At 41.2% G+C, this 25,206-nt stretch carries 25 protein-coding genes; 6 read left to right on the top strand and 19 right to left on the bottom strand.

Annotation, left to right across the window (positions count from 1 at the left end; translation table 11 throughout):
* Nucleotides 1-46 precede the first annotated feature (46 nt).
* The 5 genes from fabF to ACLGGR_RS12700 all read left to right on the top strand — a co-directional run bounded on the left by fabF (nt 47) and on the right by ACLGGR_RS12700 (nt 6,939).
* Nucleotides 47-1,279, top strand: coding sequence for a beta-ketoacyl-ACP synthase II (gene fabF, locus ACLGGR_RS12720; protein ID WP_410973187.1), 1,233 nt, complete (start codon nt 47-49; stop codon nt 1,277-1,279).
* A 140-nt stretch (nt 1,280-1,419) separates the two neighbouring features.
* The gene (locus tag ACLGGR_RS12715; RefSeq protein WP_410973186.1) at nt 1,420-3,483 is read left to right on the top strand and encodes a thioredoxin domain-containing protein; all 2,064 of its coding nucleotides are present in this window, start codon (nt 1,420-1,422) and stop codon (nt 3,481-3,483) included.
* Nucleotides 3,484-3,635: 152 nt separating this feature from the next.
* Nucleotides 3,636-4,406 carry a SurA N-terminal domain-containing protein gene (locus ACLGGR_RS12710; protein ID WP_410973185.1) on the top strand — a complete coding sequence of 257 codons (771 nt, stop codon included), beginning with the start codon at nt 3,636-3,638 and terminating at the stop codon, nt 4,404-4,406.
* A 224-nt stretch (nt 4,407-4,630) separates the two neighbouring features.
* Nucleotides 4,631-5,965 (top strand): glycerol-3-phosphate transporter, encoded by a 1,335-nt coding sequence (gene glpT, locus ACLGGR_RS12705; protein WP_048238228.1) that lies wholly within the window; start codon nt 4,631-4,633, stop codon nt 5,963-5,965.
* Nucleotides 5,966-6,057: 92 nt separating this feature from the next.
* A complete protein-coding gene (locus ACLGGR_RS12700) occupies nt 6,058-6,939 on the top strand; it encodes a glycerophosphodiester phosphodiesterase (RefSeq protein ID WP_410973184.1) in 882 nt (293 codons plus the stop codon).
* Between the two features lie 39 nt (nt 6,940-6,978).
* Here the strand turns inward: ACLGGR_RS12700 and ACLGGR_RS12695 are convergent, their stop codons facing one another.
* The 11 genes from ACLGGR_RS12695 to ACLGGR_RS12645 all read right to left on the bottom strand — a co-directional run bounded on the left by ACLGGR_RS12695 (nt 6,979) and on the right by ACLGGR_RS12645 (nt 15,785).
* Nucleotides 6,979-8,367, bottom strand: coding sequence for an amino acid permease (locus tag ACLGGR_RS12695; protein ID WP_251216763.1), 1,389 nt, complete (start codon nt 8,365-8,367; stop codon nt 6,979-6,981).
* A gap of 219 nt (nt 8,368-8,586) precedes the next feature.
* Nucleotides 8,587-9,345 carry a DUF4097 family beta strand repeat-containing protein gene (locus tag ACLGGR_RS12690; RefSeq protein ID WP_410973183.1) on the bottom strand — a complete coding sequence of 253 codons (759 nt, stop codon included), beginning with the start codon at nt 9,343-9,345 and terminating at the stop codon, nt 8,587-8,589.
* Nucleotides 9,346-9,371: 26 nt separating this feature from the next.
* Nucleotides 9,372-10,055, bottom strand: coding sequence for a bacitracin ABC transporter permease (locus ACLGGR_RS12685; protein WP_410973182.1), 684 nt, complete (start codon nt 10,053-10,055; stop codon nt 9,372-9,374).
* A gap of 50 nt (nt 10,056-10,105) precedes the next feature.
* Complete coding sequence (locus ACLGGR_RS12680; RefSeq protein WP_410973323.1) at nt 10,106-10,738, bottom strand: TetR/AcrR family transcriptional regulator; 633 nt, start codon at nt 10,736-10,738, stop codon at nt 10,106-10,108.
* Between the two features lie 207 nt (nt 10,739-10,945).
* Nucleotides 10,946-11,890: an alpha/beta fold hydrolase gene (locus tag ACLGGR_RS12675; protein ID WP_410973181.1), complete on the bottom strand. Its 945-nt coding sequence runs from the start codon at nt 11,888-11,890 to the stop codon at nt 10,946-10,948.
* Between the two features lie 55 nt (nt 11,891-11,945).
* The gene (locus tag ACLGGR_RS12670) at nt 11,946-12,242 is read right to left on the bottom strand and encodes a hypothetical protein (RefSeq protein ID WP_251216759.1); all 297 of its coding nucleotides are present in this window, start codon (nt 12,240-12,242) and stop codon (nt 11,946-11,948) included.
* Nucleotides 12,242-12,457, bottom strand: a complete 216-nt coding sequence (locus ACLGGR_RS12665) for a helix-turn-helix transcriptional regulator (RefSeq protein WP_142946577.1) — start codon at nt 12,455-12,457, stop codon at nt 12,242-12,244. Before ACLGGR_RS12665 ends, ACLGGR_RS12670 begins: the two co-directional genes overlap by 1 nt.
* Nucleotides 12,458-12,636: 179 nt before the next feature.
* Complete coding sequence (locus tag ACLGGR_RS12660; RefSeq protein WP_142946578.1) at nt 12,637-13,242, bottom strand: ABC-2 transporter permease; 606 nt, start codon at nt 13,240-13,242, stop codon at nt 12,637-12,639.
* Nucleotides 13,226-14,101 carry an ABC transporter ATP-binding protein gene (locus ACLGGR_RS12655; protein ID WP_410973180.1) on the bottom strand — a complete coding sequence of 292 codons (876 nt, stop codon included), beginning with the start codon at nt 14,099-14,101 and terminating at the stop codon, nt 13,226-13,228. The genes ACLGGR_RS12660 and ACLGGR_RS12655 overlap by 17 nt, the downstream gene beginning before the upstream one ends.
* 5 nt (nt 14,102-14,106) lie before the next feature.
* Nucleotides 14,107-14,478, bottom strand: coding sequence for a GntR family transcriptional regulator (locus ACLGGR_RS12650; protein ID WP_410973179.1), 372 nt, complete (start codon nt 14,476-14,478; stop codon nt 14,107-14,109).
* Nucleotides 14,479-14,657: 179 nt separating this feature from the next.
* A complete protein-coding gene (locus ACLGGR_RS12645) occupies nt 14,658-15,785 on the bottom strand; it encodes a DUF418 domain-containing protein (protein WP_410973178.1) in 1,128 nt (375 codons plus the stop codon).
* A gap of 364 nt (nt 15,786-16,149) precedes the next feature.
* Between ACLGGR_RS12645 and ACLGGR_RS12640 the strand changes: the two genes are divergently transcribed.
* Nucleotides 16,150-19,155, top strand: a complete 3,006-nt coding sequence (locus tag ACLGGR_RS12640) for an amino acid adenylation domain-containing protein (protein WP_410973177.1) — start codon at nt 16,150-16,152, stop codon at nt 19,153-19,155.
* Nucleotides 19,156-19,241: 86 nt separating this feature from the next.
* Here ACLGGR_RS12640 and ACLGGR_RS12635 read toward each other — a convergent pair whose 3' ends face one another.
* The 8 genes from ACLGGR_RS12635 to glmS form a co-directional block, all read right to left on the bottom strand.
* Nucleotides 19,242-19,454 (bottom strand): hypothetical protein, encoded by a 213-nt coding sequence (locus tag ACLGGR_RS12635; protein WP_251216754.1) that lies wholly within the window; start codon nt 19,452-19,454, stop codon nt 19,242-19,244.
* Between the two features lie 68 nt (nt 19,455-19,522).
* Complete coding sequence (locus tag ACLGGR_RS12630) at nt 19,523-19,918, bottom strand: RidA family protein (protein ID WP_251216753.1); 396 nt, start codon at nt 19,916-19,918, stop codon at nt 19,523-19,525.
* Between the two features lie 114 nt (nt 19,919-20,032).
* On the bottom strand, nt 20,033-20,797 hold the full coding sequence (locus tag ACLGGR_RS12625; protein ID WP_410973176.1) for an ABC transporter permease: 765 nt from the start codon (nt 20,795-20,797) through the stop codon (nt 20,033-20,035).
* Nucleotides 20,794-21,711: an ABC transporter ATP-binding protein gene (locus tag ACLGGR_RS12620; RefSeq protein ID WP_410973175.1), complete on the bottom strand. Its 918-nt coding sequence runs from the start codon at nt 21,709-21,711 to the stop codon at nt 20,794-20,796. Before ACLGGR_RS12620 ends, ACLGGR_RS12625 begins: the two co-directional genes overlap by 4 nt.
* A 14-nt stretch (nt 21,712-21,725) precedes the next feature.
* Nucleotides 21,726-21,917, bottom strand: a complete 192-nt coding sequence (locus ACLGGR_RS12615; RefSeq protein WP_081123891.1) for a PLD nuclease N-terminal domain-containing protein — start codon at nt 21,915-21,917, stop codon at nt 21,726-21,728.
* Nucleotides 21,918-22,079: 162 nt separating this feature from the next.
* The gene (locus tag ACLGGR_RS12610) at nt 22,080-22,436 is read right to left on the bottom strand and encodes a DUF2200 domain-containing protein (protein ID WP_410973174.1); all 357 of its coding nucleotides are present in this window, start codon (nt 22,434-22,436) and stop codon (nt 22,080-22,082) included.
* Between the two features lie 104 nt (nt 22,437-22,540).
* Nucleotides 22,541-22,885, bottom strand: coding sequence for a hypothetical protein (locus ACLGGR_RS12605; protein WP_323650187.1), 345 nt, complete (start codon nt 22,883-22,885; stop codon nt 22,541-22,543).
* Nucleotides 22,886-22,946: 61 nt separating this feature from the next.
* Nucleotides 22,947-24,749 (bottom strand): glutamine--fructose-6-phosphate transaminase (isomerizing), encoded by a 1,803-nt coding sequence (gene glmS / locus ACLGGR_RS12600; RefSeq protein ID WP_024424445.1) that lies wholly within the window; start codon nt 24,747-24,749, stop codon nt 22,947-22,949.
* Between the last annotated feature and the right edge of the window lie 457 nt (nt 24,750-25,206).

Genomic DNA, 25,206 nt, shown 5'->3' with positions numbered 1-25,206 from the left:
GGATAACACAATGGCTAAAGTTAATAAAAACAAGGAGGGAATGATCATGAAAAGAGTTGTCATTACTGGAATGGGAGTTATTTCTCCACTAGGAAATGGTGTAAATAGCTTTTGGAATCAACTAATAAAAGGACAATCGGGTATATCTCTCATTGATTCTTTTGATACGACTGATTATAAAACAAAAATTGCTGGAATCGTTCGTGATTTCGATGCAGATGAAATATTGGGGAGAAAAGAAGCAAAACGATTAGATCGTTTTAGTCAGTTTGCCTTAGCAGCAGCCGAACAAGCATTAGAAAATTCACAATTACAGTTAGATCAAGTTGACCTTGAACGTTTAGGCGTATATGTTGGTTCAGGAATCGGGGGCATAGAGTCGCTTGTTGATCATGTAAATGTATTAGATAAACGAGGTCCCTCAAGAGTAAGCCCCAGCCTTGTACCCATGATGATTTCAAACGCAGCTGCGGCCCAAATCAGCATAAAATTAGGAGCACAAGGACCATCATTGTCACCAGTCACAGCTTGTTCTATTGGGAACACCGCTATTGGCGAAGCTTTCAATGCGATCCGCAATGATGATGCAGATATTATATTTGCCGGTGGAGCAGAAGCTGCCGTCTCACAGATATCCTTGGCTAGTTTTGGAAACGCACATGCACTATCTACTAGAAACCAAGACCCAAGTCGAGCGAGCCGTCCATTCGATACAGGTAGAGATGGATTTGTTATGAGTGAAGGCGCAGGTATCTTAGTACTAGAATCATTAGAAAACGCGATTCTTAGAGATGCGCCGATATTATGTGAAGTAGTGGGATACGGAGCTAGTTCAGACGCTCATCATATGGTAGCATCCCACCCAGAAGGCAAGGGTGCCTACTTAGCCATGAAAAAAGCATTGAAAAGTGCAAATATATCAACAGATGAAATCGACGTTATTAGTGCTCATGCAACAAGTACACAAGTAGGTGATCGTTCAGAAGTTCTAGCTATTAAGAAATTATTTGGTGAACGTTCAGGTGAAATTCCAACAACGGCAAACAAATCAATGACTGGGCACATGTTTGGTGCTGCCGGCGGTGTAGAAGCCATTGCTTTAGTGGAAAGTTTGAGACGAGGTATGATTCCGCCAACGATTAATGTAGAGAATCAAGATCCAGACTGCAGCTTAGATGTTGTATTAGAAGCGAGACAGCTTCCATTGAAATATGGGCTATCCAATTCTTTTGGTTTTGGAGGACATAATTCAGCCATCTTGTTAAAGCATTACGAATGAAGTAGCTATCAAGGGTTTAAAGCCCTTGATTTTTTTCATTTTGGGAATACCTCACAGACAAATGATGACGAACCTCAGCCATCTGATATATTAAATGGAGAAAAGAAAATACTAAAAAACATTTAGAAAGCAGGTGACCCATGCCAAACAACGAAAAACCCAACCCACTCATCAATGAAAAATCACCATATCTCCTTCAACACGCCCACAACCCAGTTCACTGGTACCCGTGGGGGCAAGAAGCCTTCGATAAAGCCAAACGTGAAAATAAACCTGTGCTTGTCAGCATCGGTTATGCCACTTGCCACTGGTGCCACGTCATGGCACACGAAAGCTTCGAAGATCAACAAGTCGCTGACATCTTAAATGAGCATTTCATTTCAATCAAAGTCGATCGTGAGGAGCGGCCAGACATCGACTCTATGTATATGTCTGTTTGTCAGATGATGACGGGGCAAGGCGGCTGGCCGTTGAACGTGTTTGTCACACCGGATCAAAAGCCTTTTTATGCGGGGACGTATTTTCCAAAGAGAAGTGCATACGGGCGTCCTGGCTTCATCGAGGCACTGACACAATTGCTGGATGCGTACCATAACGACCGGGATCATATTGAATCTTTGGCAGAGAAAGCGACAAATAACCTCCGGATTAAAGCAGCCGGGCAGACAGAAAATACGCTCACTCAAGAAGCGATCCACAAAGCCTATTACCAGCTCATGAGCAGCTTTGATACGCTGTATGGCGGATTCGGCTCCGCACCGAAATTTCCTGCACCTCATATGCTCTCATTTCTGATGCGCTATTACGAATGGACAGGGCAGGAGAATGCGCTATATGCAGTCACGAAAACGTTAGATGGGATGGCAAATGGCGGTATATATGACCATATTGGTTCCGGTTTTTCTCGTTATTCGACGGATGAAAAATGGCTTGTGCCGCATTTTGAAAAAATGCTGTATGATAATGCCTTGCTGATGGAAGCTTACACAGAAGCGTATCAGCTCACCTCAAAAACTGAGTATGAAAAACTTGTCCAACGCCTGATTCAATTTATCAAACAAGATATGATGAATCAGGGCGGCTCCTTTTATTCAGCGATAGACGCAGATTCCGAAGGGAAAGAAGGACAATATTACGTCTGGTCAAAAGATGAGATCATCACCCATTTAGGGGAGGAGCTTGGCGCTTTATTTTGCGAAGTCTATCACATCACAGAAGAGGGGAACTTTGAAGGGGAGAACATCCCTCATACCATTTCCACCTCTTTTGAGGACATCAAAGCCTCTTTTTCAATCGACGATAAAACCCTTCAATCCAAGCTGCAAGAAGCCCGGCAAATTCTACAATCCGTCAGACAGCAGCGACCCGCACCGCTTGTCGATGACAAGGTGCTCACATCTTGGAATGCGCTGATGATCGCAGCTCTCGCCAAAGCAGGAAGGGTCTTTGATACAGAGGAAGCGATTCTTATGGCGAAGCAGGCGATGTCTTTTCTAGAAACACATCTTATTCAACATGATCGGCTCATGGTCCGCTACAGAGAAGGTGACGTGAAGCATCTCGGCTTTATCGAGGATTATGCGCATATGTTAAAAGCCTATATGTCTTTATACGAAGCGACCTTTGAATTAGATTGGCTGGAAAAAGCCACAGCCATTGCTGAGAACATGTTTGAGCTGTTTTGGGATAAGGAAAAAGGGGGCTTTTTCTTCTCGGGATCAGATGCGGAAGCGCTCCTCGTTCGAGAAAAAGAAGTGTACGACGGTGCCATGCCTTCTGGTAACAGCACCGCACTCTATCAGCTTTTGAAACTCAGCACAATGACAGGACGTCAAGACTGGCTGAAAACATTAGAACAGATGTTCCAAGCCTTTTATGTCGATGTCTCATCCTACCCAAGCGGACACACAGCGTTTCTGCAAGGGCTTTTAAGTCAATATGCAACGAAAAGAGAAATCATCATTCTCGGAAAAAACGGAGATCCGCAAAAAGAACAGCTTTTACAGGCGCTTCAAAAACGCTTCGTGCCATTTGATATCATATTGACTGCCGAAACTGGGGAAGAATTAGCGAAGCTCGCGCCCTTTACAAAAGATTACAAAACAATCGATGGCAAAACCACCGTATATATTTGTGAAAACTACAGCTGCCGCCAGCCAATCACCGATATCGACGAAGCGATGGAACAATTATTCCACAATTGAGTTTGTCATGAGATGACTATGAGAAGACAAAATGAGGACAAACAGATAAAAAACATGTCAATCCGCTAACAAATTGTCTGTACGGTTTTATTTTTCCTCTAAAACGGTTAGAATGCGCACTAGATGTTCTCATACCGAAGGGAGAGAAAATGATGAAAAAGGTATCATATACCCTCATCGCTTGTCTGTTATCTGTTGGGCTTGCAGCCTGCTCATCAAACGATGCAAAACAGGATAAGCAAAGCGATGCAGCCAAAAACAAGGAAACAACACAGGCTGATCAAAAAGATCAGCAAAAGAAAATGGAAGAAATGCAAAAGAAATTAGACGCACAAAAAATCGATGATCAAAAGGTCGTTGCGACCGTCAACAAAGACAAAATCACAGGCAGTGAATACAATAGCGCTTTATCTACCATTCAAGGCCAGCTTCAGCAATCTGGGCAAGACCCAACTTCTAAAGAAGGCGAGAAAGCAGTCAAGAAACAAACCATTGATGCGCTCGTAGGCCAAGAGCTCATCCTGCAAGATGCTGAGAAGAAGGGCTTCAAAGCCTCTGACAAAGAGGTAGATAAGCAGCTAAAGGAAGAAAAGAAACAGTTTAAAGACAACGCTCAATTCGAAGAAGCTCTTAAAAAGAGCGGACTCACATTGGATCAGCTGAAAAGCGACATTGCCGACAGCATCAAATACAGCCAATATGTCGACAAAGAAATCAAATCAGCCTCCGTCTCTGAGAAAGACGTCAAAGCGTACTATGACCAATACGCAGACCAAATGAAAAAACAAAAGCAAAAAGTACCAGAATACAAAGAGGTTAAATCACAAATTAAAAAACAGCTAGAATCTCAAGAAAAGCAGAAAGAAGTACAAAAAGAAATTGAAAAACTAAAGAAATCTGCGAAAATTAATGTATCTCTATAACCGCTAAGAAAAAATCCGCCATTGTGCGGATTTTTTTGTTACTTCATGAACCATTTTTCCAAATTTATGACAAAAGCCTCATCATAAACGTCTCTTCCATCCGATATGATGGGAGTACAAAAGAAAGCGCTAACAATTCTTTTGTCTCTGAAAAGGTACAGGATCAAAAGCCATTCTCGTACTTTTGCTTCAGTCAATCAGACATCTACAAAAGGAGGATCTTTATGTTCAAATGGTTTAAACCTGCTCCGCATATCGACAGGCTCGATGATGCCAAAACAGATGAGACGTATAAGCGGCTGCGGCTGCAAGTCTTTCTAGGCATCTTTATCGGGTATGCGGGCTACTATTTGCTGCGCAAAAATTTCGCTTTTGCCATTCCATATCTACAGGAAGAGGGGTTCACGAAAAGTGAATTAGGCTTTGTACTCGCAGCCGTATCCATTGCTTATGGCTTTAGTAAATTCATCATGGGGATGATCTCAGACCGCTGTAACCCCAGATACTTTTTAGCTGCCGGACTCTTTTTATCAGCTCTTATCAATATCCTATTTGTCTCATTTCCATGGGTCACATCCAGTGTATGGATCATGTTTTTATTCATGTTTTTAAACGGCTGGTTTCAAGGCATGGGGTGGCCGCCATGCGGACGTACGATGGCGCACTGGTTTTCGGTTAGTGAACGTGGTACGAAAATGTCCATTTGGAACGTCGCTCACAATATTGGCGGGGGAATTCTTGCACCGCTTATCACATTAGGAATTGTGCTGTTTGCGACGTGGAAAAGTATCTTTTTCTTCCCTGCCATCATTGCCATTATCGTCTCCTTCGTGATCATTCTTCTCGTCCGGGATACCCCGCAATCCACTGGTCTTCCGCCAATCGAGGAATATCGAAATGACTATCCGGCACAAAACTATGAGGATCAAGAAAAAGAATTAACAGTGAAAGAGATTTTATTTAAATATGTACTCAACAATAAATTCCTATGGTATATCGCCATTGCTAACGTGTTTGTGTACTTTGTCCGTTACGGTGTTGTTGACTGGGCGCCGACCTACTTAACAGAAGCAAAGGGCTTTTCACCAGAGCATTCACGCTGGTCTTATTTTCTTTATGAATATGCAGGCATTCCCGGTACATTATTGTGCGGCTGGATCAGTGACCGCTTCTTTAGAAGCCGCCGCGCACCAGCAGGCGTCCTCTTTATGGCTGGGGTGTTAATTGCCGTTCTTGTTTACTGGTTAAACCCTGCTGGCAATCCAATGGTCGATAACATTGCCCTTATCAGCATTGGCTTTTTGATTTACGGACCTGTCATGCTCATTGGACTTCAAGCCATTGATCTCGCTCCGAAAAAAGCGGCTGGCACTGCTGCCGGACTCACAGGCTTCTTCGGCTACATTGGCGGCTCTGCCTTTGCCAATGCCATGATGGGTGTCGTCGTCGATCACTATGACTGGACAGGAGGCTTCATTTTACTGGTTGGTTCTTGTGTGCTTGCGATTGTTTTCCTCGCCATGACATGGAATACAGGGAAACGTGTAGAGCAAGCTTAATGAAAATCACATAAAAGATTCATATCCGCCCAACATGCTCTTTACATCTATTTCTTATGATGGAGGCAGTTACCGTAAAAGGAGGTTAAAATATGAAGAAAAGTAGATTACTTGCTTTCGTGTTGCTCTCTTTTGCTTTACTGTCTTTTGCGTGGGTGCCGGCCACCGTATCGGCACATGAACATCTTTTATCTCCAGATCGCATCTTAACCGTTGCACACCGCGGAGCATCAGGGTATGCACCAGAGCATACCCTGGCTTCCTACAAGCTCGCCACAAAGATGAATGCAGATTACCTCGAACTCGACCTTCAAATGACAAAGGATGGACATCTCATCGTGATGCATGATGAAACCGTTGACCGGACCACTAACGGAACAGGCTGGGTCAAAGACCTCACACTTGCTGAAATCAAACAGCTTGATGCTGGTACATGGTTTAACGAAGCAAATCCCGACAGACAAAATGCCAACTATATCGGACAGAGAGTCCTTACATTAGATGAGGTGCTGCGCTATTTCGGCAAACGAGAGAATTATTATATTGAAACAAAAAAACCAGACCTTTATCCACAAATGGAAGAAAAACTATTGGCCACCTTAAAGAAACATCATCTGCTTGGGAAACACACAAGAAAAGGGCAGGTCATCATTCAATCCTTTAGTGAAGACAGCCTGCTAAAGCTACAGAAATTAGCTCCACGCCTGCCAAAAGTACAACTATTAGACAGAGCACAAATGACATCCATCACAGACGATCAGCTCGACTTTATCAAAACGTACGCTGTAGGGGTCGGACCGAATTTTAGAGCATTAACACCTGAAAACGTCCAGCAGGTCAGAAGCCATGGACTCCTCCTTCATCCATATACGGTAAACAGCGAAGCAGACATGACACGTCTTCTTCAATACGGCGTCACCGGCCTTTTCACCAACTATCCAGATGTCTTTCAGCGTGTCAAAGCCTCTCTGTAAACGACAAAAGCCTTGCGGTCCGCTCCGCAAGGCTTTTGATTATTTCACCGTTTGATCAGAAGAAGCTGTTTCAATCGGTTTTCGTTTTCCAATTCCAAATATGAAGAAACTAAGCGCTACAACAATCAAGAAGACAATCCCCACAATAAGAGAAATACGCGTATCCTGATTAATGAGCATAAACACAAGAACCATCAATAAGAAACCAATCGTGAGATAATTAGAAACTGGGGCTAGCGGCATCTTGAACGGGTGCTGATCAAGCGCTGCTCCCTTCGCCTTTCTGAAGCCAATATGACTAATCAAAATGACAAACCAAGGCACCATCCCAGGAAGTACACTCGCACTATACACATAGACGAAAATGTTTGGCGGAGAAACATAATTCAGGACCACTCCTATCGCTAAACCAATCAGCACAGCGAATGTCCCAAAATACGGTACACCGTTCTTCGAAATTTTTGTAAAGAAAGCAGGCGCCTGACCATTCACACCTAATGTATAAAGCATACGGCCCGCACTGAAAATACCACTATTACAGCCGGACATCGCTGCTGTAATGACAACAAAGTTAATAATACCAGCCGCTGCGGTAATCCCGATCTTCGCAAACGTCGCCACAAATGGACTGCCAAGGGTATTCAACTGATCCCAAGGATACACAGTCACAATGACAAAGATCGCACCGATATAGAAAATCAAAATACGCCAGATGATACTTTTGATGGCATTTGTCAGCGTCTTTTGCGGATTTTGCGCCTCACCGGCTGTAATCCCAATCAGCTCGACACCTTGATAAGCAGCAATGACTAGAGACAATGCAAACAGGAATCCGCTAAACCCACCTGTAAAGAACCCGCCATGCGCCCAAAGATTAGACAGCCCAATAGGAGTTCCGCCATTTCCAAATCCGAAGAAAATAATGCCTAAACCTGCAATAATCATCAAGATAATTGTTACGATTTTGATCATCGCAAACCAAAATTCAAATTCACCGAACGACTTAACCGAAATCAAGTTGGCCGCTCCTAAAATGATCATCGCAATTAACCCTGGAATCCACGCAGGCAGCTCTGGGAACCAATATTTCATATAAGCCCCAACAGCAATAATTTCAGACATTCCGACAATGACCCACTGGAACCAGTTACTCCAAGCCGTCATATACCCTGCAAGCGGATGAATATATTGATGCCCGAATGTAGCAAATGACCCTGTACTCGGCTCAAGATATAACATTTCTCCCATCGCACGCATAATAAAAAAGATAAAAATACCACACACTGCGTATGCTAGAAGAACCGATGGACCTGTCCATTGAATGGCCTTCGCTGACCCCATAAATAAGCCAACACCGATTGTGCCGCCAAGAGCGATCATTTGAATATGGCGGGCACTTAACCCTCTCTTTAATTCCTTTTGAGCCACTTTTCTTCCCCCTCATCAACAAACAACATAAAAAATAAAAAATCAGAATTTTCATTCTGATTGAGAAACATCAATCTTTCGATGTATATTATCATAATAAATCTACCCTTAAAAAACAATTGTTTTTTTGAGGAAAACACTAATAACAAAATATTCTGACATAAAAAGAGATTCAAATTGTTTTATATTGATATATTGAATCAAAGGATGAAAGTTACTTTAATGCTGATGACTTAGTAGAAACTGACCGCCTCTTATATCAACCTCAAAGGATCGCAGTCCATTTTTATGCACCAAGTTTTCCTTTTCTCGATGACAAGAAAAGTCATTCCGGAAAGCGCCGGATCTTTTTTTTACATAACAAGTAAACCCATCATTTTCAGGAATCGCCACTTTGACATTTGCTCCAGTTGAAGTAGATTTAAGTGAATTTAACATGCTTTTAGAATGAAGCTGTATCCTTCTACCAGTTACATGCAGATCAACATCTGAGAAAGCACCCGTCAACTCACCTTTTGACGATATGGTGTGCAATGACAATGTCTGCGCGGCCAGCTCCCGGCTAGAAATAAGTCCACCTACTGTCTCTAAATGAAGATGCTTGATTTCACCTGACAGCATCGTCTTTCCAGAGGTGAAATGACCATAGACATTTTCCACCTTCAGCCCTTCTGCCTGAAGATTTGCTCCTTTACAACGAATGGACATAGACTGTAATTGATTTTTCGGAAGATAAATAGCGACATCCGTTTGATAAAGGTGCAGCCCTAAGCTGAATATTCTTTTTCGCCTATCTTGAACGACCAGCCGCCCATCTTTTACCTGATGATGCATCAAATAGCGCTTTGGAAAGACTTGATTGGTCGTTTGACGAATGATGAGATAAGGATGATCATGGTGATGAATACGCACCTCTCCGAGCAGCCAATCAAGCGATAATTCTACGACCGATTCTTCAATTTGAACCGTATGCTCCACATGTCTTCCTCCTTTTTCATCGGGGCTTATCTCGCTTGAAGCCGGGTGATCCTGCCCCGCAATTCCAACATCACAATGAGAACAGCTGCGATCATGACTCCTGACAAAATGAAATTCATTTGATCATTTCCATCAACCGCGATACATACGTTTCCTAAAACAGCACATAGAACAACCGCAGTTAGAATGGTCATGAAAGTAGATTTTTTCCTTAACCCCACTCTCATCGCAATCATGCCAATACCATTGATGCAGCAAGTAAACACTAGATACGTTTTGATCACATTGAACACCACATCAACTGTCAACACATCCTGAACAATAGGGAAGAACGTTTCAGTAACACTAAACACGACAAATGAGGGAATAATGCTGCACAGCATGGTAATCGTAGAAAAGCACAGCATCCAGACCATTCTCGAAAAAAGGGAAGCTTTCAAACTTGGTGAATGAGGTTCATGCTCTTTTAATGCCGTCACCACCACTCGATAATACATCCACGCTGTGACGATTGAAAAAAAGATCATCCATACTATACTAGTCAACAAATAGATGTTCGGATATTGCTGAAAACCTATTTCCTGTTCAACCTGTGCAGCAAACGCGGCGAAGTAGATAAACACTAGCAATACAACGCTTGCGATCATACAAGCCTGCATGTAATTTTTCATATGGCTTTTTCTTAGCTCAAATTTTATGAAGTGAAGCATAAGGCATCCTCCTATGAAATAAATTCTCCTTTTGTCTCTTATCTGACCAGTTAGATTCCAGGCCGATCATATCCACCAATCCCAGCATAATGCGCTGTGACCTTTTGAATAAATAGATCACTCACCACATCCACTCCAAGCCCTTTCATCATCTGTTGTAAAAACAGCAAACGCTGACTAGTTTCCTGTTGATCACGAGCAAATAGCGTTGGGTTCAGCCATATATTCACGAGAAGCATAAACACTTCTGCCACTTCACCAGGAAAAGCAGTCTTCAACGAACCATCATCAATCCCTTCAAGAATAAGCTGTTTGATTTTATGTGCATCCTGATTTACTCCTGCCTTCATTCCCTCAACCACAAATTGCGGGTTTTTGATCTGATCAATCAAGATCCCATCAATCGAATGAGACTGTGAATCTGCCACAAGCTGCTCTAAAATACGCTGCAGCTTCTCTTTCGCATGTGCTGCCTCTGTATGCTCAATCAAATCTTCAAGCTTCTCAGTCGCATGACGAAATTGCCTCTCCATCACGGCACGTAATATTTCTTCCTTTGATTTGAAATGATGATAAATAGCCCCTTTAGACATGTTCAACTCATGTATGATATCCTGCAAACTTGTCTTTTCGAATCCTTTTTCCTGAAACAGCTTCGTCGACACATCTAAAATTTGCTGAATCGTCTTTTCTGGATATTTATTTCTGGCCAATGAAAACGCCTCCTTTTACATACCGACCGTTGGTATGTATTTTAATCTACTTGATGATAAACTGTCAATATAGGAATTAAAAAAAGACCGCTCACACGGTCTTCTCAAGCTCAAACTGTCAATTCATTGGAACATCTGGCAATGCCCAAGCCTCCACCTCATGAGAATCCCTCACTATCAGTGACTCTCGTTGTTAGATAGAAATTCTCTAAAATCAGCTGCCAATTCCTTTGATTTCGTATGATGCAAATAATGGCCGCCTTGGTAAGTAACTACTTTTCCGTGATCTACATTTTTCAGTAGATCTTCATGCATTGGTTTCCAGCTTGGTGTTTCTTCCTCCGTTTGATCCGCTAGATAGAAAACAACGGGAAGACCTTTAGGAAAATGTAAACGTTGAGCGTTTTTAAAATTGTTTGTGAAGTTTTCTGCCTCATTAGCTTGGCTTTCATTCAGGAAATTTCGGAAGGTCAGCATTTTAATCTGATCTTTCGTTTGATCATCTACTTTAGGCATCACCAGTTGATCTGGATTCATTTTCACTATCAATCTGTAAAAACCGGATTGATGAAGCAGCTGTAAGCTAGAGACTGGCAATTCATCTCCATCCTCCTGCTTAGGAACACTACTATCAATTCCAACAAATGCCTGGACTTCTTTTTCATATTGATTCACATATTCTAATCCATAAATGCCAGAAATCGAATGGCCCATCAACGTATATTTATTAATGTTGAGCTTTTGCAAACATTCATGAATCTCATCCACAATGTTTTGACTTGTGCGTACTTTATCTGTATCGTCACTTAAACCATATCCAAATGGTTCAATCACTACGACTCTATAATAAGGTGATAATTCATCTACTAGAGGCTTGAAATCTAGCACTGGTGAAGCAGTTCCATAGCCTGGGAGAAGGACAATCGTTTCTTTCCCATCGCCTTGAATGAGCACATTCATTTGCTTCCCATCCACCAAGACCTTTTGCCCATAAGCTTCTATTTTCCCCTTCTCCCGTTCATTACTAATGAGGTTTACAAAATAAACAGTAGCTAGAAAAACAACCATGACCGTGATAATGGTGCCTATGGAGATCAGCATGATTCTCAATATTTTTTTCATTGGTTTTCTCTTCCCTTCATGATGAAGAACTCTAGCTTACATCCCTCGATGAAAATTAATATTTTCTTTCACAATAGATGATGCCGATTGTATTTGCGCAAACACTTGATACATACATAAAAGTAATCGCTATATAAAACCACTCTGTTGGAGATGAGAATTGATGGACCAAAGATTGAACGACAGCAACCAATATATAGGCTAAAGCCACACCTATAATGGAAAAACTTCCTGCTTTCGCTAAAATAAATTGACCTCGTTCATCATGTTTATATTCACGGTTTTTCTTAAATTGAAAGGCCGTGCTTAAAACAGAAAGGGTAATCAGAGAATAAAGTATGATCGTCGTCATCATTGTTGTTCCTCCTTGTCGACCTCTTGAAATACATCATACAAATCAACTTCAAATGTCCTAGCAATTTGAAATGCTAATTTTAAAGACAAAGAATATTTACCATTTTCAATCGCTGCCACAGTTTGACGAGTCACACCTAACTTCTCTGCCAAATCCTTTTGTGTCCAGTCTTTTTCTGCCCGTAATACCCTAATTCTATTTTTAATCTCCATTTCAAATCCCTTTCTTGAAGGATATTTTATTTAACATAATGTTAAAAATAATTAACATTATGTTAAATAATCATAACCTCTTTTCTGATGTATGTCAATTTCCCATGAAAAAAAGAATCATCCACTTTGAAAAGTACTTCCTCAAAATGAATGATTCCTTTATGGGATCTGTATAAGAATTAAAAAACTTTCCTCTGGTAAATCGCAGTAGAAAGTCCCCAAGACAGCAAGTAGAAGAGCATAATCAGCACAGCTGACCCCGTATATAAAACAGGAATCGATAAATTCATAATAAAATCAGTGATTCCACTGAATTGCTCTGCTAAATAGAGAACAACAGGCGGACCCATAGCAGATAATACGATAAAGCCAATGATCACTGCCGTTGTGATATAACCAGGCTTTAAGATATAAAACAATGGAAACGTACACGCCGCGAACAATAAAAACAACCCGCTGCCAATCGCAATATCTGACAGCGAAAACAGCTTTCCAAACACAAATAATGCAGCACTTGTCAGCACGATCGCAATACTCATATAAAAAACGGCGCCAAGATAACGTGATGCGATAATTTCTTTACGTGTATAGGGCAAGGAGTTTAATAGAATATTCGTTTCTGCTTTTTCATCATACGCATATGTGTTAAATGGAATGAAGACACTAGCGACTAGAAACGTCAATACTGGATGGACATCCATGAAAATAAAAAATAAGATAAACGGAATAAAAATAAGTAACTGCTTCTTTTGCAAAATCACATCACGCTTAATTAAATGAAACATGCGCTACCCCGCCTTTCAAATAAAACATGATATCCTCAAGCGACGCCGGTTCAATCACAACAGCATCCCCAAAAATAAGTTTCACCTCATCAATCCGATCTGTTAATGCTTCAAATCCGGCTGCCGTACGCTGAATATGGATAAACGCCTTTTCTGTGTCTCGATCCAATAACTCCAGGCTTCCTTTCACAAGCACATAACTTTCTGCCACTTCATGAATCGACTGTTGAAAGACCAATCTTCCATTTTGTATAAACGCAATATAATCCGCGATCCGGTCTAAATCAGTCGTCACATGCGTCGAGAAAAAGATCGTCCGATTTCCATCAATCATCAATTCTTGTAACGTGCTGAGCAGCTCTCTTCTAAAAACCGGATCCAAACCAGCAGTTGGTTCATCCATGATAATCAGCTCTGCATGATGCGACAGCGCAATCGCAAGGGATGCCTTCATCTGCATCCCTTTTGAAAATGTTTTGATCGCTTTATTCAGCGGCAGACCAAACTGTTCAATATATTGATCAAAAAGCCGGTCATCCCAACGTTTATAGGCAGGTGCCACAATCCGTTTGATGTCCTTTAAATTCAGCCCTGGAAAGAAAACATTGGCATCGTAAACAAAGCCGATTCGTTCCTTAATCTCTTTTTCATGGGTGCGATAATCCAACCCAAAAACCTTTATGTCACCTGAATCGGGTTTTAACAAATTCATGATCATTTTAATGGTGGTCGACTTACCCGCTCCATTCTCTCCAATAAACCCTGTGACAAAGCCTTGCTTGACCTGTAAATCAAGATCCTGAACGGAAAAATCCTTGAATCGTTTCGATACTCCTTTGAATTCAATCACATGCTCCACTCATCTCACTCCTCGTATAAGAACTTTAATAACTGCTGCAATTCGTCAAAAGATAAGCCTAATTCCTTGCCGTTTGTGACAACCGCTCCAAGCTGTTCCTCGATCACCTTCAATTTCTTCTCTCTCATCACTTCTATGTTTTGTTCCGCAACAAAAGATCCCTTGCCTACAATTGAATAAATAAATCCCGCCTTCTCTAACTCTTCATACGCTCGCTTTGTTGTAATCACGCTAATCTGAAGATCCTTCGCCAGCTTTCGAATAGACGGCAGTGCTGCACCTTCCGCAAGCTCACCCGTTAAAATCATCGATTTAACTTGATTCGTAATTTGCTCATAGATAGGCTCCTTAGAATGGTTCGAAATCGTAATTTGCATATAAAAACCTCTTTTTTCAGATAGTTGAAACAAAATAATGTATATACACTATATATACATTATATACACACTAAAAGAATATTCAACCATTATAAAAACGTTCTCCTCATTTTTTTAAAATAGAATGCAATGAAAAAACCGCACAGCCCTTAAGCCATGCGGTTCTTTAACAAAATGCTTTATTTCCAATATACCCATTTTCCCATAAGCCACTCCACAGGACCTCTTCTCCATTTTTTCAAATAGAGATAGCTGATGAACAGCTGTGCTGTGTACAGTCCAACAGCAAGCAGCAGCCCAAACATTGACCCCATCTGTCCAAATAGACCAAGTCCATAAGAATAGAAAATTGTAGTACAAATAATCGATTGCGCCAAATAGTTTGATAGAGACAAACGGCCAAGCCCTGCAAGCAGACGTTTGAAACCTTGAGCTGCCTTCGAATAGTAGAAAACAATAAAAGCTTGAATATACCCAATCGTCAGAACATAAGCACCGAATGTAATCACGAATTCACTCCAAGGAGCATCAACGAACGTCGCACATTTTAGCGCAAGCCCGATCACAATCATCCACACCCAGCCTTTTCGATAGGCCATTCCTCGATCTTCTTCTGTCAGATGTCCTTTTTTTCCAATGGCCATACCAAGCAGTGCAAAAGGTCCAACCGTGATGGTACCAAAAAGAAAACCTAATATCGGCATAAGCGTAATAGTCACGATCGCCAGAATAACGGTCACAATCATCATATCGTCTTCAACCGTAATTCGGCTGAGCAAAATATCTCCATAAGCACCTTTCGCATACACATCAGTTAATAATTCATCAGACCCATAAACAAGTTTCATCATGTATGGCGAAACGACTAATGACAATGCACCTAACACACCCGACCAAATTAGTATTGTTTTGATCCGGCTGCTCAAAAACATCATCAAGAAAAACGTACAAGCTCCATAATAAAGAAGAATGTCTCCATTCCAAATAAAGATGTAATGCAGCATCCCAAGCACAATCAGACCAAAACCTCGGCGAACGACTATGGCATTCGTATTTAATCCCTTAGCCTTCGTCGATTCAATCAACTTGATAAAAGAATACCCAAATAAAAAGGAAAAGATCGGATAAAAAGATCCTTGGAACAAAATTTCCGTCACATATACACCGAATTCCTGTCCCCAAAAACTCGAATCAAACATTCTCTCAAAATCATAATCATATTGGAAATTAAGCATATTCACAATCAAAATACCTAATAAACTAAAACCACGCAAACTATCAATAAACTCAACCCTAGATCCCTTCAACACGACAGCTCCTTAAAAAATATAACAAATTTAAGATATACCTGTATATTTTACCAAAAAATTATTGAAATAAGTAACTATATTTCTAATAAAAATGTAATATCTCGCCCTATCATTAAACTGGTTTGAACCATCCTATCACGTTTCAATTTTCATTTTTATAGTGAAAATACTCATTCAAGACTAAAGTCACAAATCACTTAAATTCATTCCTAATTTCGAAAATAATATCAACACATCAATTCAATTATTGTATTAATTTAACACATCTCTGCATTGACAATGGATATTTCTTTATATACACTTTGGGTGGATTTAGGAATAAGGTTCCTAATCTATCAAATTCTAGAGGAGGAATACCATCATGAATGTTCAAAATTTATGTGAAATCGTGAGACATCACGCCACCCACACACCGCATCATACAGCTTTAACATGCAACCATCAGACCTTCACATATGCTGAACTTGAGGAACAAAGTAACCAGTTTGCCAATTATCTGATCAAAATGGGTGTAACAAAAGCTTCTCATATCGGCCTAGCCTTAGAAAGATCACCACAATTGATTGTCTCTATACTGGGTATCACTAAAATAGGAGCCGTTTATGTGCCTATAGACATACACTACCCTAGTGAACGTATTCAATTTATGGTTGAAGATGCCGAACTATCCTTTTTACTCACAACATCACATGTCTCATCAAGTGTGAGCCCGTTTCCTATCCCTACCATCTACTTAGATAAAGAAGAACATCTCATCCTTACACAATCAACGTCAAAACCGTCCTTTGATGTCAAATCTTCTGATGTCGCTTATATCATGTATACCTCTGGCACAACAGGAAAACCAAAAGGTGTTGTCATTACCCATAGGTGTATCTTGCACCAAACGCATAATCCTTCCTTTCTGCCCGTTAATTCTTCTGATACGTTAGCTTTACTATCTACCATCTCTTTTGATTCTTCTACATTTGAAATATGGTCCGCTTTATTAAATGGAGCGACACTCGCTATTCCTCCTTCTGGAAAACTGACTCCTGAACTCGTTAGTCAAACTATTAAAGACTATGATGTTTCTATTCTTTTTTTAACTACTGGATTGTTCAACTTGATGATGGAGTCACACCTAAACGATGTCAAATCAGTTAAATGCATCGTATCTGGTGGAGATGTTATGTCTCCTCAAATCGTTCATCAAGCATTAAAAGAGCTTCCAAATACCACTATCATTAATGGTTATGGCCCGACAGAAAATACAATTTTCACAACAACTTTTCAACTGCCAAACACATGGGATGAGCTAGTCAGTATACCGATTGGCAGACCAGTATCAGGAACCATCATTGACATCACAAATGAACAAGGTGAATCTGTCTCTCAAGGACAAATAGGGGAACTCATTACTTCAGGAGATGGACTAGCATTAGGCTACTGGCGAAGAGAAAGCCTGACAAAGGAACGTTTCATCAAGCGGGATGGAAGAACCTATTACAAAACAGGGGATCTTGTTCGACAACAACCTGATGGCCTGATTGAATATGTTGGTAGAAAAGATGACCAAGTCAAAATTAGAGGCTTTCGTATTGAGCTCAGCGAGATTGAACATGTGCTGATCAAGCACCCAAGTGTTAAATCCTGTTTAGTGACAGCCACAGAGGTTACACCTGGGGATAAACGCATCATTGCCTACATCATTCCGTTCAACAAAAAGACATGGGATCTACATACCATTCAATTTTATGCAAAGCAAACATTCCCTGATTTCATGCGCCCTGCACATTACGTTCTACTAACAGCTTTCCCCACGACCACAAATGGGAAAGTCGATCGAAAGGCACTGCCAAGATATCATTTTGATAGACCCAGCCTGCAAACTGAATATGTCGCTCCAACCGATCAAATCGAGGAAGCACTCTGTGAAATATGGACAGACCTATTAAAGGTAGAGCCCATTGGCACAAACGATCACTTCTTCGACTTAGGGGGAAACTCCATCCTTGCTGCCAAAACCTTAATGCGTATGCAGGAAACATTACACGTCGAATTACCTGCCAGCACCCTTTATGAGCACCCCACCATAAAAAAAATGAATTGTTTGCTACAAGAACAAACTCCTCAGACGAAACAAAAACTCAAATCAGAAGGTTTTTTAGATGGAGACATTCAGCCTACACACCCATTCAAATCTAGTTCATTTAAACAGAATGCCGTGTTATTAACAGGAGCAACAGGCTTTCTAGGCGCTTATCTCATCAAAGAACTAGTTCAGATGCATCCCACCATTCAAATTTATTGTGTCGTCAGAGCAAGAGACAAGCAGCACGCACGACAGAGAATACAAGTAAATATGGAGAAGTATCACCTATGGGATGAACATTATCTGAAACACCTAAAGCCGATTGTAGGTTACTTGGACAAGCCTCAACTAGGACTATCAACCGATGAATTTCAACAGCTCGCCCAAACCATTGATGCTATCTATCATAATGGAGCAAAAGTCAATTACGTTCAGCCCTATCACATGCACAGGGATACAAATGTCACCGGCACTGAAAATATCATCAAACTCGCCTGCACAGAACAGGTAAAGCCTGTTCATTTCCTATCGACCATTGCCATATTTGGGCCTGCTGGGTATCTAGATGGGACGACCATTCTTTTTGAAGATACATCCATTGATGCTTATCTTCCTATTGTAGAAAAGGACATTGGGTATTCTCAAAGCAAATGGGTCGCAGAAAAACTCGTGTGGGAAGCAAAAAAACGCGGAGTGCCTATCACAGTTCTTCGCCCCGGCTTCATCATGGGTGACAGTCAAACAGGCGTTAATAATACAGAGGATTACATGGCAAGGCTGATCAAAGGATGCATCCAGTTAAAGGCTTACGGTGAGCTACCGAATCAACGAAAAGAATTCGTACCCGTCGACTTTGTCTCAAAAGCCATTACAACCATATGCAAAGACCCAGCCAACTTCGGCAAAGCCTATCATCTCGTCCCACCTCAAGAAGAAAGCATGGAATTAGGTGAGTTTTTTCAAAAAATAACAGAAGAAATAGGCTATCCATTAGAAAAGATATCATATAACGATTGGATAGAAGCACTCATTAAAGCTAGCGGCCAACATGCAGACAACGCCCTTACTCCATTTCTTCCAATGCTTTCTGAAAAGGTAGAACGAGACAAAACAGTCTGGGAACTCTACGAAAACATGGCGCACTTTGACTCAACAAATACTCAAACGGTTCTACAAGCACATAGAATTGCCTATCCCCAAATGGATAACCATTTGATCAAACGCTATTTTAAATACATGGAGGACATTGAATTTTTAGAGAAATTTGATTCAAACACTGCTCTAAAGCAGTAAAAGCATTTCCAAAAAAATGAATAAAAGATTGGATGTTGAATCCAATCTTTTATTCATTCCATTTAATCAACTCCACCTTTCTAGATTCACCCAGGCAGAAACTCATGGTTATGACTTTTTTCTTCCTTCCAAAGTACACGCTTCACATAAAACAAAATCCCCAACCCGAACAAAACCAATGGCAACTCCCAGTCGGCAGAAATTGGCAGCCATGTCAGCAGCATGAGAATCAGCAAAACAGCTCCGACACCTGCGTAAAAGACCACACTTTTTTTCAATTTTTGATTTGATTGAAACAAAAAACCACCTCTTTTTCAAAACTCTATTATACAATTTTAAGCATATTCAATCGATATAAACAATCCTTTCATAAATCCATATCACAGCACGCCCAAGCATCCACCTCCACCTTTAAAGCAGGAGAAGCCAATGCCACCACATAAATCATCGTCATACAAGGCAGATGATCGCCCAAAAACTGCCCCATGATTTGTTTCCTCCTCTCAGCATCGAACTCTCCTACGAGATAAAATACTAGTTTCGTTATATCTTCCACGGCCATATCTGCCGCTTTTACATTTCGTTTCACATTCTCTAACGCTAGCTCTAGCTGCTCCAACGGGCTCTCTGGAATTGTTCCATCCGCCTCCATCCCCACTTGACCTGATAAGGTTAACCATCGCTGTGGTCCTGTTGTTTCTATTTGATGGGTATATGGGGCGACTGGCGGGTGAATGGTCTCAGGATTACGTGATGTTCTCATTGATAAAAACTCCTTTTCTGAAAATACAGTCAATTTTTATCATCATATCAAACTTTCAACCGTATTCAGATTTTTATGCTCAGAGTAAACTTAAGCAACAATCGCAACAGCCTGCTATAATTCTTGTCTTCTAAAAAGAAACCATCCGATGAGAAAAAAGAAACCAATCAATACCGATACACCTAGAAAACTTGTAAGTGCCTGATCCGAATATGTCCCTTTATGAATCATCTCTTCGGCTGCACTTGTCACGCCTTTAGGCGCAAACTTCCCTAATGTCTCTTCATAAAATGAAGGTACGGTAAACAGAATAAGATTGATCAAAAGCGACACACCTCCAGCTGTGACAGAACGTTGAAAGAACGCCGAAGCACAAATGGTCGATACCACAATCAGCAATAAATTTGGATAATAAAGAAGTGTTCCTTTTAACACATTGACCCAATTCACATGCCCAAATTGAATGTCCACATAATAAACAGAGGCAAGCACCGCCACCACCAAACTAAACAAGGTCAAACAGGCATAGGCACATATTTTCGAGACATAGTAACTCGTTCGACTGATCGGTTTCACCATAATCATGGCCGTTACCCCAGAGGCACGCTCTCCGGCGATCGTTCCCATCACGATCATAATCAGGAGAAACACACCTAGCGAATCAAATTTACTCAATGCACTCGCCAAAGCCTCTCCTGCACTAGGCTCTGGTATATAAAATGTAGATCCTTCAGGTAAATTAGCTGATTTCGATAGAAGATCCGGAAGCATTTTGAGCGTAATAGGCTGTGTGATCATTAAAATCGTAAAAATAATCGGCACAAATAAAATTTTATAACTAGTGAATAACTCCCTAAATTCCTTTTTCAACATCATCATGCAGTCACAACCTTCATGAAAATATCTTCAAGCGTCAGCTTAGATAGTCGATAATGGAGGAGAACACCGCCAGTTTCAGTGATGAGACGAGGCAGCTCCTTCAATGCTATTTGTTGATCGTTCACTCGCACCTGATAAGCATCTCCTGTTTCAAAGCATTCCTCCACCCAATCCCGCTCTTTTAACAAAGCCAATAATTTCGTATCCTGTTGTTCTAATTGAAATTCAATCACTGGCTGGATATAGTCTTCTTTGATCTGTTTCATGGAAGAGGACATCTCAATTTTTCCGCTGTTGATCATGATAATATGATCCGCCACACGTTCAATGTCATCTAAAATATGGGTCGACATAAAGATCAACATCTCTTGTTTCAGACGCTCGATCAATGTCAGAACGTCTTTTCTCCCCATGGGATCAAGTGCAGACACAGGTTCATCCAAGATGAGAACCTTCGGGCTGTTGATAAGCGCTTGCGCAATGGCAAGCCTCTGCTTCATGCCTCCGCTATAGCTGCCAATGGCACGATCCTTCGCCTCATACACCCGGCAAAGCTTCAACAGCTCCTCTGTTTTGGAGCGAATGATGTTTTTCTCTAAGTGAAATAACCCGCCAACCCAATGCATCCACTCCTGCCCCGTCATATCCTGATAAAATGCAGGATGCTGCGGACAATACCCAATCACATGACTGATTTGATCCATATCCTTTGTCACATCCAAACCCGCTACCTTCACGACGCCAGACGTAGGTCGAGCAAGCCCCGTCAGAATCCGAATCGTCGTTGTTTTCCCCGCTCCATTGGCTCCTAAAAAGCCAACACATCCAACCTCCCCAACAGAAAACGAAACGTTTTTTAAAATTTCATGCCGACCATACGATTTCGTCAGCCCATGACACTCCAGCATATTCAAGCGAATTCCCCCTTTTAAGATTGTTTACGGCCAAAAATCAAATACGCAATAGGACCGGCACTTGCCACAAACACAATCACCAAAGCCCAAATCCACTTCACCTCTCCTCTGATCCTCGATGGATCTCTTTTCAGCAAATCAAACAAACCAATCACCATCAAAATCGCTTGCAGCAAAATAAGAGGTAATATCATCTTCATATCCATCCACACCACTCCCTTTTCAAAAGCCAATTTGTTTTGATATCACTTCTTTTGACGACATTAAAAGAAGATTCGTTCAAACGGATTTTATTTTTATCATTCGAATGATCTATAAGATATAAAAAAGCCCAGTGAAGGTTAGTTCACTGGGCTTGCTTGTGATGATCATGATGAACCTCGCAAAATCTTTTCCATCGTCTTTCCTTTCGCTAACTCATCAATCAGCTTATCTAGATAACGAATGTTTTTCATGGTTTCTTCCTCAATGTCCTCTACCCGAACACCACAGATGACTCCTTTAATTAAGCTACGGGAAGGATGAAGCTCAGGAGCCTCAGCAAAAAAAGCTTCAATGTCTATCTGCTTGTCCAACTGTTCCTGTAACTCTGCGGGACTGTATCCGGTTAACCAATAAATAATCTTATCGACTTCAGCCTTTGTTCGTCCTTTTCTCTCTGCCTTTGCGATGTAGAGAGGATAGACCTTTGCAAAGCTCATTGTGTAAATTTTAGGTTTGGTCATGGGTTCTTCTCTCTTTCTTTTATATTAGCTATTAGCTTGTATTGCTTGCGCAAGGTTTGTTTTGGCAATGTACTTACACATGATAACCAGGCTATTAATACAACTTAAAAACGATGAGATACACCTTTACTATTTCCCTTTTTATTCTCTTCATCTTTTTTGAAAGCCCTATATTTAAGAAATTGAACGATACAAAATCCAAGAAAAATACAAATTGGTCCTTCAACCGTTACAGGACCGCCAATCAACAAATAAGAACTAATAAACAATACGATATAACCAATCAAGAAAAAAACAATTCCCCATTTTCCCTTTTTTAAGTATTGAATAAAAATAACATTTCCCCCTTGATAACGATGTATCTTTTGTAAAGGCCTCCTTCTAATATTGTACCCTGAATCAAAGAACATCGTACGATCAAATCTATAATTCCCTAGTTCTTTTGACACAAAAATACCCCTTTAGAAAATGATATCTAAAGGGGTATCAAAAATCCGATTTTATTAAAACCTACTCCACCGTCACACTCTTCGCAAGGTTACGTGGTTTATCCACATCACACCCGCGGTGAAGGGCTGCGTAGTAAGCGATCAGCTGTAATGGGACAACAGATGCAAGTGGTGCAAGTGCTGGGTGTACAGCTGGAAGGACGAAACGGTCGCCTTCGTCTTCTAGGCCTTTTAGTGAGATGACACATGGGTTTGCTCCGCGTGCAACGACTTCTTTGACGTTACCGCGAATGCTAAGGTTCACGTGCTCTTGTGTTGCAAGGGCAATGACCGGTGTGCCTTCTTCAATTAAAGCAATTGTGCCGTGTTTGAGTTCTCCGCCAGCAAAGCCTTCTGCTTGGATGTAAGAGATCTCTTTTAGCTTCAGTGAACCTTCAAGGCACACATAGTAGTCAAGTCCTCTTCCGATAAAGAATGCGTTACGTGTCACTGTGAAGAAATCACGAGCGATTTGTTCCATTTCATCCTTTTGATCCACAAGGGCTTCCATTGCGTTTGCTACAATACCAAGCTCTTTCACAAGATCAAAGTCAAGAGATTGACCATTTAATTCAGCTGCAACTGATGCAAGGATTGCAAGTACAGCGATTTGTGCTGTGTAGGCTTTTGTTGAAGCCACTGCGATTTCTGGTCCTGCATGAAGAAGCAATGTGAAGTCCGCTTCACGAGAAAGCGTAGATCCTGGTACGTTTGTGATCGTTAATGCTTTATGACCAAGCTCTTTGACTTGAACAAGTACAGCACGGCTGTCCGCAGTCTCCCCAGATTGAGAAAGGAAGATGAACAACGGCTTTTTCGATAGAAGCGGCATGTTGTAAGAGAATTCACTTGCTACATGGACTTCTACAGGTACTTTCGCCCAGTCTTCAATGTATTGTTTACCGACAAGTCCAGCATGGTAGCTCGTTCCGCAAGCCACGATGTAAATGCGGTCTGCTTCTGCTACTGCGCTTGCGATATCGCCAGCGACTGACAGTTTGCCGTTTTCGTCTTGATATTCTTGGATGATTTTGCGCATAACAAGCGGCTGTTCATCCGTTTCTTTTAACATGTAGTGAGGATATGTGCCTTTCTCAATGTCGCTTGCATCAAGCTCAGCGATATAAGAAGGACGTGTCATGATATCACCGTCAAGGTTTTTAATAATAACCTCGTCTTTTGTGACAATGACCATTTCTTTATCCATTAATTCCGCATATTCGTTTGTTACTTGAAGCATCGCCATTGCGTCAGAAGCCACAACGTTGAAATCTTCGCCGAAACCAACCAATAATGGGCTTTTGTTTTTCGCCACATAGATTGTTTCTTTGTTTTCGTTATCGAAAAGGGCAATCGCGTAAGAGCCTTTTAGTTGAAGAAGCGTTTGACGGAAAGCTTCCTCTGTATCAAGACCTCTGCTGACAAATTGTTCGATGACTTGAACAACAACCTCTGTATCTGTGTCGCTTTTTAGTGTGACGTCTTGTAAATATTCGCGTGTCAATTGTACATAGTTCTCGATGACACCGTTATGAACAAGCGTAAAACGGCCAGAAGCACTTTGATGCGGATGCGCATTTAGATGGCTTGGTACACCGTGAGTTGCCCAGCGTGTATGTCCGATTCCTGCTGAAGATGCCACGTTTGCATCCACGACTTCACGAAGCTCAGCGATACGTCCTTTTTCTTTGAACACATGCACGCCATCTTCGTTTGCCACAGCGATACCTGCTGAATCATACCCGCGGTACTCAAGCTTCTCTAAACCTTTTAATAAGATTTCCTTCGCATCATTCTGACCAATATAACCTACGATTCCACACATAAATATTCTTCCTCCCGATCATGTGAAAGGGACAAAGAAAGCCTACTAAAATAGAAGGGACATTTCTTCGTCCCTCTCTACATGTTTAATTTGGGAGATCATGTGTATTCCCTTTGTACAAAGAGTCACCTCTTTGCTTTAAAGAAACACTTACGGCTGTGATCTCTTTTTTTGATCAGCCGGGAGGCATCCGCCGAAAAATTCGATAACCTCCATCCTCGTCAACTAAGCATCTTTCGTCCGATCGCTTAGTTCGGGCGCTATAATTATAAGAGAGTTTCTGAACATCTACCCTGCCTTTCCTGATAGAATAAAAATCCAGTAACACAAGGATGATTGTACTATAAGGTCTGACCTCCGTCAATCACAATTTAGCGGGTGATCCCCTTCATTTGAGAAAGTGAGACCTCCATACACTATATGCGATGAGGCTTGTCTCGTTCTACCTTTGATGTGC

The organism is Bacillus sp. BD48 (genome assembly GCF_046566805.1).
In the GTDB taxonomy this organism is placed as follows: domain Bacteria; phylum Bacillota; class Bacilli; order Bacillales; family Bacillaceae; genus Bacillus; species Bacillus safensis.
Note: the sequence above shows the minus strand (reverse complement) of the source record. Positions and strands in the feature narration are given on the sequence as shown.

Excerpts from the sequence above, each read along its gene's own strand:
- ACLGGR_RS12665 (WP_142946577.1), bottom strand. The coding sequence starts at position 12,457 with ATGGAGATTAAAAATAGAATTAGGGTATTACGGGCAGAAAAAGACTGG.
- ACLGGR_RS12625 (WP_410973176.1), bottom strand. The coding sequence starts at position 20,797 with ATGATGATGTTGAAAAAGGAATTTAGGGAGTTATTCACTAGTTATAAA.
- ACLGGR_RS12630 (WP_251216753.1), bottom strand. The coding sequence starts at position 19,918 with ATGAGAACATCACGTAATCCTGAGACCATTCACCCGCCAGTCGCCCCA.
- ACLGGR_RS12715 (WP_410973186.1), top strand. The coding sequence starts at position 1,420 with ATGCCAAACAACGAAAAACCCAACCCACTCATCAATGAAAAATCACCA.
- glmS (WP_024424445.1), bottom strand. The coding sequence starts at position 24,749 with ATGTGTGGAATCGTAGGTTATATTGGTCAGAATGATGCGAAGGAAATC.
- ACLGGR_RS12610 (WP_410973174.1), bottom strand. The coding sequence starts at position 22,436 with ATGACCAAACCTAAAATTTACACAATGAGCTTTGCAAAGGTCTATCCT.
- fabF (WP_410973187.1), top strand. The coding sequence starts at position 47 with ATGAAAAGAGTTGTCATTACTGGAATGGGAGTTATTTCTCCACTAGGA.
- ACLGGR_RS12710 (WP_410973185.1), top strand. The coding sequence starts at position 3,636 with ATGAAAAAGGTATCATATACCCTCATCGCTTGTCTGTTATCTGTTGGG.
- ACLGGR_RS12675 (WP_410973181.1), bottom strand. The coding sequence starts at position 11,890 with ATGAAAAAAATATTGAGAATCATGCTGATCTCCATAGGCACCATTATC.
- ACLGGR_RS12660 (WP_142946578.1), bottom strand. The coding sequence starts at position 13,242 with ATGTTTCATTTAATTAAGCGTGATGTGATTTTGCAAAAGAAGCAGTTA.
- ACLGGR_RS12685 (WP_410973182.1), bottom strand. The coding sequence starts at position 10,055 with ATGCTTCACTTCATAAAATTTGAGCTAAGAAAAAGCCATATGAAAAAT.
- ACLGGR_RS12650 (WP_410973179.1), bottom strand. The coding sequence starts at position 14,478 with ATGCAAATTACGATTTCGAACCATTCTAAGGAGCCTATCTATGAGCAA.
- glpT (WP_048238228.1), top strand. The coding sequence starts at position 4,631 with ATGTTCAAATGGTTTAAACCTGCTCCGCATATCGACAGGCTCGATGAT.
- ACLGGR_RS12640 (WP_410973177.1), top strand. The coding sequence starts at position 16,150 with ATGAATGTTCAAAATTTATGTGAAATCGTGAGACATCACGCCACCCAC.
- ACLGGR_RS12615 (WP_081123891.1), bottom strand. The coding sequence starts at position 21,917 with ATGGATATGAAGATGATATTACCTCTTATTTTGCTGCAAGCGATTTTG.
- ACLGGR_RS12670 (WP_251216759.1), bottom strand. The coding sequence starts at position 12,242 with ATGACGACGATCATACTTTATTCTCTGATTACCCTTTCTGTTTTAAGC.
- ACLGGR_RS12700 (WP_410973184.1), top strand. The coding sequence starts at position 6,058 with ATGAAGAAAAGTAGATTACTTGCTTTCGTGTTGCTCTCTTTTGCTTTA.